The sequence below is a fragment of the Paenibacillus sp. FSL L8-0436 genome (genome assembly GCF_038593025.1).
Lineage (GTDB): Bacteria > Bacillota > Bacilli > Paenibacillales > Paenibacillaceae > Paenibacillus_AQ.
Window position 1 is genome coordinate 792849 of record NZ_CP151955.1, and the last position, 15454, is coordinate 808302.

Below are 15454 nucleotides of genomic sequence, written 5' to 3' on the forward strand. Positions count from 1 at the left end.
TGCTGGGAAAATATAATGGTTTTGCTCGAACTAAAGAGATTTATTGAAGAGGACATTTTTTACTTTTTGAAAAATCTTGAATCCATCGATAAAATCTAAAGGTAACAGAGATTTTGGTGTCGTATACTTTATGAGGCAATGTTCGAAACATCTTAACGTCGAAGCACATTAATGCAAGAAGGATATCCTTTATTTTAGACTGAAATTGCTGATGATGACAGCCGAATAAGGCAGTTGACGGATTTCATACGTCGTTTAGGTATTGAGGAGCAGCTTGCGTTTCATGATGTGATGACTTAACTGTTTAAATTTCTTGAACCTCTATATCCATCAATACTGGATGAGAAAGAGTTTTTTTGGTAAATGGAAGTGTAATGAAAGAGAGTGGATTAACAGGAACTAATTTAATGATGTAATATTGATGGATGAACAATTTGGATTGTGTCTTTTCGTGCTATAAAAGGTTATCGAATTTCAACCTGAGAGTCATCTCCAAGAAAAATAAGTTGCACAATGTTTAATTGGAGAGGTTCCGTTTGAACTTTACTCAAGATCTTAAGAGCAGGAATGAGACCAAAGTCCATCATTGGCACTTTGTGGTAGTTGTTAAACTCTCTTTCAGCACAAGAGTCATCCCCACTATCCCTTCAATCCCCCTCCCCCAGCAACTCCCCAACAGAAACCTCCAGCGCTTTCGCAATGGCAACCACCTCATAATCCTGCACGAGCCTATGTTGACCCTCCAATCGCGATAAACTGGTCGGGCTGATGTCTAAACCGAAGGTTTGTAACTTGGCAAGGAATTCTTTCTGTTTCATTCGCTTAGCTTTTCTAATGACTACCACTCGGGTTCCAATGATGTTTTTGTCACCTGGGGGCTCTTTGCGATGTCTCATTTCCGTGTCACCTCACAATTTAACCAAATTGTATGCGAGGTAGGTGTTGTTTTAATGCGGATATCGAATTAAAATGAAATAAACCGATAAACGCATTAAAATTTCTGTACATCGTCTACAGATATAGCTTTCCCAGGAAGGAGAGGGTGCGATGCAACATCTTACGCATAATTATGAGGAGGAGAAGCGCAAGCTGAATGAACTCGGAAATAAATCATTGGAGCAGGGGATTCCGCTAAGCAGCAATGAAGCGGTTCAGGCTCAGAGCCGTAAGGTGGATGAACTCATTAATCAGATGTATCAAGAAAAAAGTGGACATGCCACTTCAGTTCGTTTTAAACTTTTCAGTCTTGGAGGGAATGTGGTGAGCTTTCCAGCATGGTTTATAAAGACGATACAAAGTCGATTGAATGAGGTTACCGCACAGATCGAACATCAGTCTGAGCCTAGACATCCCTTTGAAGAAGAGAGCAAAGCATTTCAAGCATTATTTGAGTCCATGGACATTGCACATATGCCAGAGTTTGAGTACTGGGAGGACAAGCTTCAATTGAAGCAAGCTGTTATTTATGAACGCTTATATCTACAAGGGCTTAAAGATGGCATGCAGCTTGCAAATACCTGTACTGCCTCTTCAGTTCTAACGGACTAAGACTTGCCCTGCAGAATATGCTGAAAAGTACTTTGGTATCAGAACGAAGAGTGATGAATGCATACTTTATTAATGGGCTGTCCATACGACAGTCCTTTTTTCTTGTGTGCATGTTTGGAAGGAATACATTCCCATATTGTCGAATTACCATACATATTGTAAATCTAGTTGATATCGAGGTCTTGCTATGTTTAAAGCGTTATTATCTCTCTTCAAAAAATCAGACCCTAAGCCGCCCCAGACTGTGCGTAAGGCACCAACTCCTAAGTCGAAACCGAAGGTTACTGCCACACGAATTGGAGAGCTAGGCGAGCATAAAATTAATATCCAACTTGATCAGCTACCTAAGGAGTGTAAATCGTTAAGCGATCTATTGCTCCCTAATCCCAAGTCTCGAACAGGTTATACCCAGATTGATCATATTGTTATTTCCCAGTACTGCTTATTTGTCATTGAGACGAAAAACTACAATGGTGAAATTAAAGGTGGGCGAACGGACCAACAATGGACAGTCAGCAATCGTTACAAGATGTATAATCCGCTGAAGCAAAACTTTGGGCATATAAAGGCCATCGAGAGTCTGATAAAAGGTGTTGCTGTAGTAAAATTCATCTCAATAGTTTCATTCACGATGAGATGTCGGTTCAGTATTGATCCCGAGCTTCGGAAGATCCATTCGGACGAGCTGGTTGTCTATGATGTGGAACTAAGTGAGTTTATTTCTAGGAAGCTGATCAGCTTGAAAACGGGAACTCCTGAACCTCCGATATCTGCGGCGCAGGCCCAAACCATATACGATTATTTGGTTCAGGCTAATATCACCGATGCCGAGATTCGCAAGCTTCATGTACAGAGAATAAAGCAAAAGACAGAGAAACACCTGTAAGTTACCTATCATTGGACTAAGGGAGTTAACAGAAATGATTAAACAACTACGAAGCTGGTGGAAGGACACAGAGATCCCTAACTTAATCGGCCGCAAGAAAGTGGACTTTTCGATCTTTCGTGATGGTACGCAAATTCCAGTTGAGTTTCATCCGGATTTTTTGGAAGCTAATCAAGGTCAACAGCTTAACCTAGGTGATAGACGAGAGGTTAAGCTCATCTATGAAGATAGGAACTATGAGACTACGTTAGTTAAAAGTGATCAAGTATCTGTTAGTCGAGAAGCTCTTCAACTCCGCTATAACGGAAATCAAACGTTGAAGGATTTTTTAATTGAAACCTTCAAGCATTCCTATTCCTACATTATGCAAGAGAGAACGAATCAACTAGCAGATGATGCGAAGAAACCCCAGGTTGTCGTTCCAGAAGATCAAGCAGAATACATAGATTTCTTCGCGACAGGAGTTCCTTTCGAATACCGTTTAGAGTTTATAACGTATAAGTCGAAGCCTAATGTATGGTGGGTAAACCAGGGAACTACCATTCAAGCAGAGAAGGAAGATGAGATTCTGTGGGCGCCCCTACTGAATACTCAAGGCCGAAAACTGTATCATTGGGAGACGATGAAGGAAGTTAAACAAGGAGATATCATCCTTCATTACTCGAATAAGGCTATTCGTTATGTTAGCCAGGTAACAGATGCGGCGGTGGAAGCACCCAAGCCAGGCTCTATGGCCAATACGAGTTGGCAAGAGGATGGTCGCTTGGTTCGGACGAAGTATGCGGAACTCATTCCGCCTATTATGCTACAACAGTTTAATCAGCAAATTATGCAACTGAACTTAACCCAAGGTCCGCTTCATTCTGGAGGCGGTGTGAATCAAGGATATTTGTTCCGCTTTTCAAGACAAGGACTTCAAGTACTTCAGTCGCTCACGGCAGAAGTGAATTGGCCTGATTTTACCATTCTAGATCAAGATGAGGCTGCCTCCAATACGGAGAGCTTGCATGAGGTGATTCCTATTTTACCGCCGTCAGATTCTACGATTACAACATTACTCCACCAAATCCAATCCCGCATCCGCCGCCAAGGCTTCTTCTTCCCTGAGCACCTTATTGAGAACTTCTACCTCTCGCTGAAGGCCAAGCCTTTTGTCATCCTGGCAGGTATATCGGGCACAGGGAAGACTCGGCTAGTGAAGCTCTTTGCGGAGGCGCTTGGAGCAACGAGGGATAATGGTCAGTTTACCTTGATCCCAGTCCGGCCGGATTGGAGTGATCCTGCGGATCTGCTGGGGTACAAGGACCTCTCGGGCAGGTTCCAACCGGGTCCGATTACGAAGGTGTTCGTGGATGCGCGGAAGCTGGAGAATCAGCATAAGCCTTATTTTATCTGCCTGGATGAGATGAATTTGGCCCGGGTCGAGCATTATTTCAGTGATCTGTTAAGTGTGCTGGAAACACAGGAGTGGCGGGAGGGAAGGATCACTACGCAGGACCTTATCTCGCCTACCTTGCTGGATACGCTTGAGGATCAAGAGGAGTATGGCAGTCTTGGCATCCCGGAGAATGTGTTCTTGATCGGGACGGTGAACATGGACGAGACCACACATCCTTTTAGCAAAAAAGTACTCGACCGTGCCAACACGCTAGAGTTCAATTGCATCAATCTAGAGCAGTATCCGGATTTGGGTGAGCAGATAGAGGCTAGTGATAGCCCTGATGCTGCCGAACTGAATCATCTTTTTCTGCGCTCCGATTATTTGCAGCTAGTTGATGCCTACGATGTCAACAAAGAGCTCGTTGTCCGGACGACAGAAAGATTGGTTAAGATCAATGCCTTGCTTGAGGATATTCATGCTCATGTGGGCTTTCGGGTGCGGGATGCGATTTGCTTCTATATGATTTATAACGATCGGTACAAGCTGATGAGTGAGGAAGAAGCCTTTGACTGGCAGCTGCTGCAAAAGATACTGCCGCGCATCCAAGGGAGCCACTCCTCGGTTCGCCGAGTCCTGCTGAACTTGATTAAGGGTGCTATTGGTAGTGGTGCTGGCGTGACGGTAAATATTGAAGAACTCACAGAGGATGCTACTCCACTTTATATGAAATGGGCTGCTGGCCAAACTCCGCCTACGGCCAAACATCCGCAAAGTGCTCGTAAATTGGCTTTTATGCTCAGGAGGCTGGAGGAAGATGGATTTACCTCATTCTGGCTCTCTTAATGGGGCGGCCGAGTTGCTCCGTGTAGAAACGGAGCTTTTTACGCTTTTTCTTCAAGGACGGCCCTATCATCCTACGGTAGAGACATTGCAGCTTCATCGTTCTTCTAGTCAGGAGTGGGTGAGTGCACAGCTTGGGCTAGATTGCTCTGAACGGCTGGGTAATGTGCAGATCAAAGTCTTCTCACCTGAGCTGGGCGGGATGGTGGAGTGGCAGCCGAATGAGTCGGTATTTCCTTGTTTTTATGAGACACAATCGTATGAACTGGTTATCCAGAACAAGTGCGCGGAAAGCCTTTCTTTTTATCATGAGAATGTGCTGCTTCGGCAGGCGGTTAAGCCTCTAGGGGACTCTATTCTTGCGGGTGTTCTGAACTTTGGGAATGAGGTTGGTTTGACGGAGTGGGAGGTCCGAAGCGCGGGACAGACTTTACTGCGGGTAGAAATGGAGATTTTCCCCTCCAAGATGGATTACAAGCTGGATTACCAGAATATTTTGGATGAAGTAAACGCACAGATTTATAATTTGGCCTTTGATTTCCTGCGCCGAACCTACCAGCTAACAGGCCTGCGGGAGACTCAGCATCAGAGCCTGACGGAGTTCTTCACCATACTACAGCATGTCTTTAGACAGCTCTTGGATGCCGTCGAGCGGATTAACAAGAATCCTAATTACGCGCTGCTCCAGGATCGCCGACTAGTGGATGCCAATCGGGTCAAAAAAGCAGGAAGAGAGAATATCCGCGAGCTCGCGAAGCATCCCGAACGATTAAGAGAAGACATGAACCATGGATTCTTAACCATCGGCAATCGAAACTACACAGCCACACACTTAATAGAGACACGTAAACGCCTAGCCTATGATACTAATGAGAATCGGTTCATACGGTGGATGCTGGAACGTATTCATGGGAAGCTGAAGGAGCTCAAGGCTCGCTGGAAGATGAACAGCCGAACCCCAGATCCACTACTTATCAAAAGGTTAGACGCCATGCTCACCCAGCTGGAGCGGGTGCTCAAAATGGATTTCTTGCGTGAGGCTGGAGTGCTGAAGCAGATGTCCGTTACGCTTGTGCTGCAGATGGCCCCTGGATACCGCGAGGTCTATCGCTGTTATCTGATGCTGCTTAAAGGCCTGTCTATCCAAGGCGACCTGTTCCGCTTATCTATGAAGGATGTTGCTCAGCTCTATGAGTATTGGTGCTTCTTGAAGCTGAATCAGCTTCTGGGGCAGAAGTATAAGCTGGTGAAGCAGGATATTATTAAGGTGAATCGGAACGGTATCTTTGTTACGCTGGATCGCTCGCAGAGCGCCAAGATGGTCTATGAGAATCCAATCAATGGCGAGCAGTTCATCCTGTATTATAATACGATTCCTGGAACGGACAAGACCCCAACGCTTAATCAGCGCCCGGATAATGTGCTAACCCTGAAGAAGAAGGATGCGGGCACAATCAAAGAGTACAAGTATGTCTTCGATGCCAAGTATCGCTTAAACCCTGCTTATGAGGGGACTTCCTATCATCGGACTTATGGACAGCCTGGGCCGGAAGAGGATGACATCAACACGATGCACCGCTATCGGGACGCCATTGTGTATCAGGAAAAAGGCTCAGGGGAATATGAGCGAAGCATGTTTGGGGCGTATGTGTTGTTTCCCTATCCGGATGAGGAGCGGTACAAAGCCCACCACTTTTACAAAAGCATTGAGCTATTAAATATCGGCGCGTTACCATTCTTACCGAATTCTACAAGCTTGGTGGAGCAATTCCTGGATGAGATTATCCGGGATAGTCCGGAAAAAGCTTTTGAGCGCTCCACACGTCCACGGGGGACGAGAGAATACTATGCCAATCAGCTTGCGGGCAAGAATGTGCTGGTTGGTTCTGTACGGGGACCGGAGCAAGTTGAGGTGGCGTTGCAGAAAGCTTTTTATCATATGCCATTAAAAAATCTTTCAGATGTAAAGATCCTCACTCAGCTCGAATAAGTGGCAATGTGCCAATCCAGAAAAAAATTCTATGATCCTGCGAAAACGGGGATTCATTGGGTTGGGAAAGTAGCCGATTGGAAGGTGCTGCGGCGTAAGGAGATCAAGGAGGTTCCTTCTCGCCCGGGTACAGAAGAAGAGCTGTATATACGCTTCACGATTGAGGCCTGGCAGCGGTTAGCGGCGCCTGTCTTGCTGGGAGGACAAGGGATTTATACGGTGCTCTATACCAGTAAGTATATCCTGGACCGGGCCTTGGAGATTGCAGAGCTCCGTTTAGAAACGGAGGAAGATATTCGCGAATGGCGTAAGAAACGCCGCAGGGGTAAAGTAAAGGTGAAACTGGATCATGAGCAGTATGTGGATTTAGGGAGGGTTGTGGAGGTTCGGAATATTTGAAGTAACGGGAGGCCAAATCATCATGATAATCAGCAGCTTCCTGATTACCGTGATGGCTGCACGTTCCCGTTAATTGTTGTTGTATGTGTTGACTCTGCTTACTCCACACATGTGGAATCGTGTTCAATGTTGGGAGTACATACTGGAGACTGCAGTTTTTTTGATATTATACGTGCTTATGGGTGGGGGGGCCGCTTACAATTATGCTTACAGATCAGTCTCCCCCTAGAGATGAGAAAGAGTGGTGTCCTGAATTTGCTCAGCTGAGCGTTTACACAGGGAAGAATCATTCCCAGCCAAACGCTCAGTTGGGCAATAAGATCTCAATTATCGTGCCTTGCCACACTTTGGATTTTACCTGGATTTCGCCGCTATGCGCTTCCACGATGGTTTTGGCGATGCTCATCCCGAGCCCGGAGCCTTCCGTCGATTCATCGGAATTCGTTCCCCGGTAGTAGCGATTGAACAAATGATGCAGCGTTTCCTCGTCCATCCCTTTGCCATTATCGATTACTCTTATGCATGCCTTGTCGTTCATCCTGCCAACATAGACGTTGACAATCACGCCAGGCGGGTTATGCTTCACGGCGTTGGACAGCAAATTGTCCATCAACCGCATCAGCCAGGTTTCATCGGCCTGTATCAGCAAGGGACAATCCTCCCCAACATAGTGAAACTGATACTCAGACATCATGGCGTCGTTGACGTACTTCAGTACGGAGCAGCGCACCAGCTCAACCAAGTCGATCTCCCGAAACTTCATGATCGAATCGCCCTGCTTGAGCTGATGAATCAATGAGAAGTCGGAGATCAGCTCCAGCATATAATCCCCCTTTTCCCGGATCGTCGAGCCCATGATGCGCAGCTCCTCTTGGCTCCATTGCTCAGGCAAGCTCTCCAGCATATACCCATAACCTTGAATTGTGGCCAGTGGCGTGCGCAGATCGTGGGAAATCCCTGACATCGACTCCGCTTGCGCCTTTTCCAGCCTCTCGCGTTCCTTCTCGATCTGAGCCAATTGATGAGTCATCTGATAGAAGGATTCAATCACTTCCTTATAGAGCCTGTAGCGGATGCGCATCATGCCGTTGCGGCGGAATACCTTGCGCATGTCCTTGGCGGTCAGTACCTGGTCGTACTGTCCCCGGCCCATACGTTCGAACCAGCCTGCGAACAGAATCAGCGGCTGACCGTAGCGGTAGCCATGCCAGATGGAGATCGGCAGCGCCAAGAGCAGGATCAGAACTGTAATCCGGACGAGTCCACGCGTTGCCTTTTCCATCACAGGATGCTTCAGAGGGGCTCCCGCTGCATGGGGTGTATAGAGAATCCACGTCATTCCGCTCAGCTTGTCCCGATGGGCGACAATATTCGTGTCATAGTTGCTGGGCGATTGCTGGATGGCCAGGATATCCAGCTGTCGATACGCCTTCTGCACGTATGCTTCATCGCCGATGCCTTGTACGATATGGCTCTCGGGGTCGATCACCTGCAGATAGCTGCCGGTTTTGCGCAGCCGCCGGTCCAAGTGGGAAACCGCTTCGCTACGCACGATTCCATGCTGCCCGTAGGCATCAAACCAGGCAACGAGCTGGTCAAGGTCAGGACTAGGATAGCCCAGCATATACAGAAGCGGGTCTTGGAAAGCAAAATTAAGCTGAGTGTGTACGGCGTACGTCCCAAACGTCCGTGTCTCTTGGATATCGAGCAGTTGAGCGATGGAGTAGGAGGCCGGCAGCGTATGATGCGGAGTTGTATTGACGGCGTAGATCACCTCTCCTTCGGCACTGACAACCTGTAGCCACATGCCTTTTTCCTCGATGAGCTTATCCCACTCAGGGGAGATCTGAATCGTCCCGTCCTTGTAATGAGCTTCTTGAGCGATCTGTTGCAGGACGCCAACCGGAAAGTTGCGGCGTATCTCATTACTCGTCATGTTCTGGAAAAACAAGATGCAGGCAACCAGAGTAATAGCCACCATAAGCAGGGCATAAAAAATCAATTGATACGTGAAGTGGAAGGCCATGCGCTGTTGGATCTTCATCGCTCCTGCGGCTCCTTCACCAGCTTGTAGCCAAGCCCGCGTACGGTAAGCAGCAGCTTCGGATTACCGGGGTCGATCTCGATCCGCTCTCGGATGCGCCGGATATGCACCATTACCGTCGAATCATCGCCCTGTCCGTTGATCCCCCAAACCTTGTCGTAGAGCTGTGTTTTGGAAAATACGATGCCGGGAAACTTACAGAAGTGCAGCAGCAGCTGGAACTCCTGCGCGGGGCAAGGAACTGGCTGTCCCTCCACGATTAGTTCGCCCTCCACCTCGTTGACGGTGAAGCGGCCAAACCGATAAATCCCCGGATCGGGCCGTTTCGCCGGACTGGACGTCGAGGTTTCTGGCTCCAGCCGGCGTATGCGTGCCTGAATTCTTGCGGCCACCTCCAGAGGATTGAAGGGCTTCGTGATATAATCGTCCCCGCCCATAGCGAAGCCTCGCAGGACATCGAGATCGGAAGCCTTGGCCGTCAGAAACAAAATATGCGGATTCCCGTATTTGCGGAGCTTGGAGCAGAGCTCCAGGCCGCTGCCGTCGGGGAGCATGATGTCGAGCAGGAGGATATCGGGGGCTTCACGCTTCGCTAAATCGAGAGCTTCCGCACAGGTGGAAGCCGTGTACAGCTGATGAAACCCTTCCCTGCGAAGCACCATTTGCAGCATCGTGACAATCGAAGGCTCGTCGTCGACGATTGCGATTTTAAAATCGGATAGATTTGTCATTGTTTTCACCCATTTCCATAGTAGCATAATCACTTTAACAGAACCTAAACGGCGGGAGTGAAATTAAGCTGATGTTTGTCTATCCGTTTAGGTTCTGTTTCATTGGGGCTGGTAGGATAGGGGTGAGAAAGCTATTCGAACATACAAAGGATTGGTTTATGAGAAGATCGTCCCTAGTCACCGCCGCTCTTGTTGTATTCATGTCGTCCGAAAAAGGCCGGTTGGGGCCTGAAGCGGAAAACAGCAACAAAAGTATTACCCTATAGCCAGGCCAATTGAGGAGGATAAATTATGATTATAACCACTACATCAACTATTGAAGGTTCCCCGATAAGGCAGTATCTGGGCATTGCCACCGGTGAAGTCATTATAGGAGCCAACGTATTCAGAGACTTCAAGGCTTCGATTACCGACCTCGTAGGGGGGCGTTCGGGCGCTTACGAGGGCAAGCTTCAGGAAGCGAGAGATACGGCATTTGCTGAGATGACTCAGAAAGCTTCAGGGATGGGAGCTAATACGATTGTCGGAGTCGACATTGATTATGAAGTCATTCGTGATGGCATGCTGATGGTTGCCGTAAGCGGGACGGCCGTGATCGTTTAACACCACGATGTTTGCCTGTTGTCTGGATGACACGTTGCTTGCCTTTGAGAAACCACGTATGCTGAAGCGCTTGGTAATCGCGGATCATCGACTCATCTTTGAAGAGCAAGTGAGCGATTTTCTCGTCCATTCACCTTATTTCAAAGTAGGAAAAGTTACTTCTGTGAAGGCTTGTTGCTTGATTTCATCCACCGCAGCTAGCGTATAGGTGATACGATGGTCTGCTTCAGTTGTTCTTGCTGTTCCTTCGTCAGTCGCAAATATTTATAGACCGTTCGTTCCGTTCTGCCGATAATCTCTGAAATCTCTAGCGTATCAACTTATATACTAAATAAGTCGTTATCTACGCATAACGATGCAAAGAGGTGTACACCCGTGAAAAATGTTCAAAAATTGTCTGAAACTGAAAAGGAACTCATGGAGGTAATTAGCTCTTCCACGTCCACTATGCCCCAAGCCCGACCTGGCTGGCCAGAGACCCTAACTGCACTGGGTCTCTATCTGATCGGCATTGTTATGCTCGGTCTTTGGATGGCGCAAATCCCTGACGAGCAAGCCATCTTGCGAATTAACATCGGGGGTGTAGGCAATGGTCTCGTTGGCCTCGCCGCCTTGTTCGCAGCCTACGCCCTGCGGGTTCGCGATCTGCGCGCTTTCGGTTTCCGGGCGGTCGAACGGAAATGGCTGCTTGTGGGAGCCGGCCTCGGTGTTGTCGCGTTCGGCGGATGCTTCGTTATAGAGGGGGTGTATTTTCACTTCATCACCGAGCTGAACAACCAAGCGGACTTCCAGACGGCGGCGCAAGGCGGTGCGCTCTCACTCTTCGTTCTGCTTATCACTGGCGCTATCCTCACGCCGCTCGGCGAGGAGTTTGTATTCCGTGGCGTTATTGCCAATGCGCTGAACCGTTACGGAGCATGGGCCGGCGTGGTTGGCAGCGCTGCGATCTTCGGCGTCGTTCATGGATTCAACGTCATCCTGTTCGACGCATTCATGGTCGGCATCCTGAATGGTATACTGTTCCGTAAGACGGGTTCCATCTGGCCCGGGGTCGTGGTGCATATCGTGTATAACGGCCTCAATCTTCTCTACTATTCTACGCTATAGATCTAATTTCATGAGACATCGTGGCAGAGACAAACAGCTCGGTTAGCTGCGCGCGACCGTGGCTGTCTATGATCGTAGCGTTTTAGCATAGATGTAGTGCTCATCATCGTCGGGCGTGCAGGGAGAATTTATCTATATGGCTTGCATGAACAATTTGGCTGGGATAATCCGGAGGCACAATTTAAAAAGCCTTTAATCGACGAGAAATATGCGAAGTCTCCAATGGCTCAAATTTACAAGGAGTTCAATCCAACTCGCGGAATTCGCGGATGTGGAGAAGCTCAGACAGAATCTTGCACAACTGCATATTTTACAATAGAGAATGCTATAATGATAACAATAGGTAAGGCTATTTTGACTGTTAAGATACATGGAATCATTCTGAATTCACTGGGAGAAATGTGGATGAAATATGAAACATTAATAGAGAACTTTTCTAAGTTCGGGTTGTTGTTTATATAGTTCGCCTTTAAGAAGGCTATAATAGCTATTTATTTGATAACCTTAGAAAGCTTAGACCCTCATTATACCTTTTAACTATAACCAGATATTACTTTTAAGTGTTATGTAGATAATAATCCTCCATGCTAGAATCTAACCATTAGAGAAAGACATGTGGTTAATATGAGGAGGATTTTACATGTGCAATAGATTTCAAATCGTAGGCAGCCTGTTGCGTCCGTCGAATTTATTAGAATATAAACATCAGATTGAACATCGGGATGATATCAGTTACCCCTTTTACCAAGATTTCCAAGGGTATGAGCAGTGTGAAGCTGAGGCGATTCAGGCTGTAGTCGATAAAGAAATTAATAATGGGTTGTCCATTCTTACGGATGGAGAACATTCTAAATCTATGTGGCATTTGGACTTTGTCTGGGGCTTCCAAGGAATTAGCCGCTATATAGCGGATCATGGATATTTTTTCAGAGATACAGATGGGGCTTCAAAATATGAGACTCGAAAAGATATTGGTTTGCGCATCACAGGTGAATTAGGTGGGAAGAACCATCATTTTATTGATGTATTTAAGAAACTTCAAGCCCTTGCTGGCGACCGGGAAACCAAACTGTGCGTACCTTCTCCATCCCATATTTTTGGTGAGCTATCGTGGTCGGATAACATTGGCGGCACAGAAGCGGTTTATAAGGACAGACATGAGCTTAAAGACGGTCTGGTTAAGGCTTATAAGGAATTTGTTGCGGATTTTGCTGCTGCTGGAGGACAAATTCTTCAATTCGACGATTGCTTATGGGAGCTATTTGCAGATGATAACCCGAACTCTCCGTATACCGGCGAGAATATCAATCAAGAGGAAGTACAGGCTCTAGCTACAGAATTTATTGACATTAACAATACAATCATTGATTTTGGTCATAGCTTAGGCCTCAAAATGTGGACTCATAACTGCCGTGGTAACTATGATTCCCGTAATATGGGTGGTGGCTCCTATGCCAAAATTGCTAATCTGTTCTTGAAGCAGCTGAAATACGACCGCTTTTTCCTGGAATGGGATGATGATCGTGCAGGCTCCCTTGAGGCGCTTGCGGTGTTCAAAGATAAGCCTGAAACGGAAATTGTACTTGGATTGTTGTCTTCTAAGACCAATACGCTCGACGATGAGGCCCGTGTAGTTCAAATGCTTGATGAAGCCTCGAAAATTATTGATAAGGATAGATTATTACTTTCTCATCAATGCGGGTTTGCGTCCTGTGATGGCGGCAATGAATTAACGGAAGATGAACAGTGGGCGAAGATTAATCAAGGACAACAGATTGCCCAGCAATATTGGGGTAATTAATATTTAACTTAGTTAAAGAGGGGAGCAGGTCCCCTTCCTTAAGACTGTCGAAGATATTGTCGGCAGTCTTTTTATATTGGATTATCGGAATCCCGAAGGGATACTGTGTAAAAGGAAGCATGCTCCTATGGAACACAATGTCGCATTAATCCGGCTGCAATGTCGCAAAAGTACATGGAAACGAAGTGTGTGGATCGATTATACTCGCTTTATATAATATGATAATGAAAATCATTATCATACAAAAGGGGGAGTCAGCATGAACAGAGCAACAAAGAGGCAGGCAACCGGCAGCAGGATAAACGCCGCCCGAAAATGTGGACCATTAATGGTATGGATGCTGGCACTGGTACTTGTGCTGACGGCTTGCGGCAATGGAGGGGGCACCAATGCAGGCACAGCCGCACAATCGTCTGCTGCAGCTTCAGCCGAGCCGTCTCCAGCGTCGGAAACACAGGCTCAGACATCGCCGGAGGCGCAGGCTGCTGCAGCCTTCCCGGTTACCATCCAGCACATGAAGGGCGAATATACGCTGACCGGGAAACCGAAGGTGATTGCTGCGCTTGATGTGAAATTTGTCGATCAATTGATAGCGATTGGTGAGCACCCGGCAGGCAGCGTTGTGGCTGGAGGGAAGGACGCCAAGTTTCCAGAATATTTAAGCGACCAACTGGGTGAGGTGAAGGTCCTCGGTACACGCGATGAGCCCAATCTTGAGGCTATTGTGGCGTTGAATCCGGATCTTATATTGATGACCGACTTTCAGGAGCAGGTATATGACAGCGTCAGTAAAATTGCGCCTACAATAGTACTCGACTTCTACGAGGATTGGCGGGATACGTTGGCTACCATCGGTACGATAACAGGCAAGCAGGCGGAGGCGGAGGTAGTGCGTCAGGCTTACGAGGACAAAATCGTCGGACTGCGGGAGAAACTGTCGGCGAAGCTGGGCGACGAAACGGTAGCGCTGATTCGCCCGAGACCGGAAGGTATTCGGGTACATGGTCCCGAGCATCGGACTGGAAGCATTCTTTATGAGGATTTGGGGTTAAATGTCCCTGCATTCGTTCAGGAGATTAAAGATGACACCTCCGTTGAAATTTCGATGGAGAGAGTCGCTGATATCGGAGCAGATCACTATTTCCTGCTGTCGGATGAATTGTTTGCCAAAGAGGCAGAGGCTCTGTCGAGCAGTCCGGTATGGAAATCTCTTGATGCAGTCAAGAATAACCGTGCATATAACGTGAATTCAACGCTCTGGATCGCTTACTATGGTCCCATTGCTCTCAACATTATCGTAGATCAGGCCTCGGAAGCGCTGCTGGGATCGCATTGAAATGGACAACTATCTGTCGTCTGTCTCCTGGAAGCAAATGGCGGAAGAATACCGGCTGTGGCTAGGTGAGCCGCCTAAAGGCAGCGTCCGTACTATTGCTCTGAGCCAGTTGTATGAAGAAGCTGCATGCCGTGAATATGTAAGCTGGCTTAAGGATTATATCGGCGCGCCGGATATGCAGGTTGCCGCTTCCATGCTGGCCAAGCGGATCGGCTATCTGTGGATCGCGCCGCTTCTGACCGCTATGACCTTTCATAATCGGGAAGTCTCCTTCCCGCTGGACAACAGCTTCCTTTATCATCCGGCTTCCCCGGCTTTTAAAGTGGATACGCCTTTTCCTTTCCTGGCGCTGAACGGACTTCGGGCAGCGTCGCCACCGGAAGACAGGGAAGTGTGGCGGGAAGAGGTCGTAGAGGAGATTTTTGCGGTAAGACTTGCGCCGCTGCTGCAGACGCTTGCCGCCATTGGCCCCGTCTCTACAGCGGTGCTTTGGGAGAATATTATGGTGCGTATTGCTCCGCTGTATTCTCCTGGAGCAGACGAATCCAGACAAGAAAGGCAGCGGATACATGCAGATTTTACGTTCCTGACCCGGACGGCCCCCGGGCAACTGTTTGGCGAAAGGCGGAATCCGTTTACCCGTTTTACAGAGAACAATGATCGGGTTCAGGTTGCGAAGAACAAGCGTATCACCTGCTGCTTTTATTACCGGATGTCAGGAGAATATTGCGTAAAGTGTCCGAAAATTGACAATGAGAATGAATCTCAATTAAAATGACAATAGAAAC

Annotated in this window: 14 protein-coding genes and 1 pseudogene; 11 read left to right on the forward strand and 4 right to left on the reverse strand. The window is 47.6% G+C overall.

What is annotated here, in order from left to right; genetic code table 11:
• Nucleotides 1-647: 647 nt before the first annotated feature.
• Nucleotides 648-896: a helix-turn-helix transcriptional regulator gene (locus NSS79_RS03680; protein WP_342438319.1), complete on the reverse strand. Its 249-nt coding sequence runs from the start codon at nucleotides 894-896 to the stop codon at nucleotides 648-650.
• Nucleotides 897-1047: 151 nt separating this feature from the next.
• Here NSS79_RS03680 and NSS79_RS03685 point away from each other — a divergent pair, with 151 nt between their 5' ends.
• The 5 genes from NSS79_RS03685 (at nucleotide 1048) to NSS79_RS03705 (ending at nucleotide 7044) form a co-directional block, all read left to right on the forward strand.
• Nucleotides 1048-1548, forward strand: coding sequence for a hypothetical protein (locus NSS79_RS03685; RefSeq protein WP_342438320.1), 501 nt, complete (start codon nucleotides 1048-1050; stop codon nucleotides 1546-1548).
• 187 nt (nucleotides 1549-1735) lie between these two features.
• Entirely contained in the window at nucleotides 1736-2434 is a 699-nt protein-coding gene (locus NSS79_RS03690) for a nuclease-related domain-containing protein (RefSeq protein ID WP_342438321.1), read from the forward strand.
• Between the two features lie 34 nt (nucleotides 2435-2468).
• Complete coding sequence (locus NSS79_RS03695; RefSeq protein ID WP_342438322.1) at nucleotides 2469-4658, forward strand: AAA family ATPase; 2190 nt, start codon at nucleotides 2469-2471, stop codon at nucleotides 4656-4658.
• Nucleotides 4630-6645, forward strand: coding sequence for a restriction endonuclease-like protein (locus NSS79_RS03700; protein WP_342438323.1), 2016 nt, complete (start codon nucleotides 4630-4632; stop codon nucleotides 6643-6645). Before NSS79_RS03695 ends, NSS79_RS03700 begins: the two co-directional genes overlap by 29 nt.
• 6 nt (nucleotides 6646-6651) lie before the next feature.
• Nucleotides 6652-7044 (forward strand): hypothetical protein, encoded by a 393-nt coding sequence (locus NSS79_RS03705; RefSeq protein ID WP_342438324.1) that lies wholly within the window; start codon nucleotides 6652-6654, stop codon nucleotides 7042-7044.
• 304 nt (nucleotides 7045-7348) lie between these two features.
• Here the strand turns inward: NSS79_RS03705 and NSS79_RS03710 are convergent, their stop codons facing one another.
• Together NSS79_RS03710 and NSS79_RS03715 are read right to left on the reverse strand one after the other, a co-directional pair.
• On the reverse strand, nucleotides 7349-9088 hold the full coding sequence (locus NSS79_RS03710; RefSeq protein WP_342438325.1) for a HAMP domain-containing sensor histidine kinase: 1740 nt from the start codon (nucleotides 9086-9088) through the stop codon (nucleotides 7349-7351).
• The gene (locus NSS79_RS03715) at nucleotides 9085-9819 is read right to left on the reverse strand and encodes a response regulator transcription factor (protein WP_340894897.1); all 735 of its coding nucleotides are present in this window, start codon (nucleotides 9817-9819) and stop codon (nucleotides 9085-9087) included. Before NSS79_RS03715 ends, NSS79_RS03710 begins: the two co-directional genes overlap by 4 nt.
• Nucleotides 9820-10110: 291 nt before the next feature.
• On the opposite strand from NSS79_RS03715, the gene NSS79_RS03720 reads away from it, so the two are divergent.
• The gene (locus NSS79_RS03720; RefSeq protein WP_038585821.1) at nucleotides 10111-10422 is read left to right on the forward strand and encodes a YbjQ family protein; all 312 of its coding nucleotides are present in this window, start codon (nucleotides 10111-10113) and stop codon (nucleotides 10420-10422) included.
• Here the strand turns inward: NSS79_RS03720 and NSS79_RS03725 are convergent.
• Nucleotides 10418-10638: pseudogene (locus NSS79_RS03725) on the reverse strand (IS630 family transposase); the annotation flags it as partial. The gene NSS79_RS03720 and the pseudogene NSS79_RS03725 sit on opposite strands and share 5 nt — an antisense overlap.
• Nucleotides 10639-10797: 159 nt before the next feature.
• Between NSS79_RS03725 and NSS79_RS03730 the strand changes: the two are divergent.
• The 5 genes from NSS79_RS03730 to NSS79_RS03750 all read left to right on the forward strand — a co-directional run bounded on the left by NSS79_RS03730 (nucleotide 10798) and on the right by NSS79_RS03750 (nucleotide 15444).
• Entirely contained in the window at nucleotides 10798-11529 is a 732-nt protein-coding gene (locus tag NSS79_RS03730) for a type II CAAX endopeptidase family protein (protein ID WP_341089746.1), read from the forward strand.
• 96 nt (nucleotides 11530-11625) lie between these two features.
• The gene (locus NSS79_RS03735) at nucleotides 11626-11991 is read left to right on the forward strand and encodes a hypothetical protein (protein ID WP_342438326.1); all 366 of its coding nucleotides are present in this window, start codon (nucleotides 11626-11628) and stop codon (nucleotides 11989-11991) included.
• A 178-nt stretch (nucleotides 11992-12169) separates the two neighbouring features.
• Nucleotides 12170-13330, forward strand: a complete 1161-nt coding sequence (locus NSS79_RS03740; protein ID WP_342438327.1) for a cobalamin-independent methionine synthase II family protein — start codon at nucleotides 12170-12172, stop codon at nucleotides 13328-13330.
• A 259-nt stretch (nucleotides 13331-13589) separates the two neighbouring features.
• On the forward strand, nucleotides 13590-14666 hold the full coding sequence (locus tag NSS79_RS03745; RefSeq protein WP_342438328.1) for an iron-siderophore ABC transporter substrate-binding protein: 1077 nt from the start codon (nucleotides 13590-13592) through the stop codon (nucleotides 14664-14666).
• Between the two features lies 1 nt (nucleotide 14667).
• Complete coding sequence (locus NSS79_RS03750; protein WP_342438329.1) at nucleotides 14668-15444, forward strand: IucA/IucC family C-terminal-domain containing protein; 777 nt, start codon at nucleotides 14668-14670, stop codon at nucleotides 15442-15444.
• The last annotated feature ends 10 nt before the right edge of the window (nucleotides 15445-15454 follow it).

Bases quoted from the DNA above. Each gene is read 5' to 3' on its own strand.
- NSS79_RS03680 (WP_342438319.1), bottom strand. From the start codon at position 896: ATGAGACATCGCAAAGAGCCCCCAGGTGACAAAAACATCATTGGAACC.
- NSS79_RS03685 (WP_342438320.1), top strand. From the start codon at position 1,048: ATGCAACATCTTACGCATAATTATGAGGAGGAGAAGCGCAAGCTGAAT.
- NSS79_RS03690 (WP_342438321.1), top strand. From the start codon at position 1,736: ATGTTTAAAGCGTTATTATCTCTCTTCAAAAAATCAGACCCTAAGCCG.
- NSS79_RS03695 (WP_342438322.1), top strand. From the start codon at position 2,469: ATGATTAAACAACTACGAAGCTGGTGGAAGGACACAGAGATCCCTAAC.
- NSS79_RS03700 (WP_342438323.1), top strand. From the start codon at position 4,630: ATGGATTTACCTCATTCTGGCTCTCTTAATGGGGCGGCCGAGTTGCTC.
- NSS79_RS03705 (WP_342438324.1), top strand. From the start codon at position 6,652: ATGTGCCAATCCAGAAAAAAATTCTATGATCCTGCGAAAACGGGGATT.
- NSS79_RS03710 (WP_342438325.1), bottom strand. From the start codon at position 9,088: ATGAAGATCCAACAGCGCATGGCCTTCCACTTCACGTATCAATTGATT.
- NSS79_RS03715 (WP_340894897.1), bottom strand. From the start codon at position 9,819: ATGACAAATCTATCCGATTTTAAAATCGCAATCGTCGACGACGAGCCT.
- NSS79_RS03720 (WP_038585821.1), top strand. From the start codon at position 10,111: ATGATTATAACCACTACATCAACTATTGAAGGTTCCCCGATAAGGCAG.
- NSS79_RS03740 (WP_342438327.1), top strand. From the start codon at position 12,170: ATGTGCAATAGATTTCAAATCGTAGGCAGCCTGTTGCGTCCGTCGAAT.
- NSS79_RS03745 (WP_342438328.1), top strand. From the start codon at position 13,590: ATGAACAGAGCAACAAAGAGGCAGGCAACCGGCAGCAGGATAAACGCC.
- NSS79_RS03750 (WP_342438329.1), top strand. From the start codon at position 14,668: ATGGACAACTATCTGTCGTCTGTCTCCTGGAAGCAAATGGCGGAAGAA.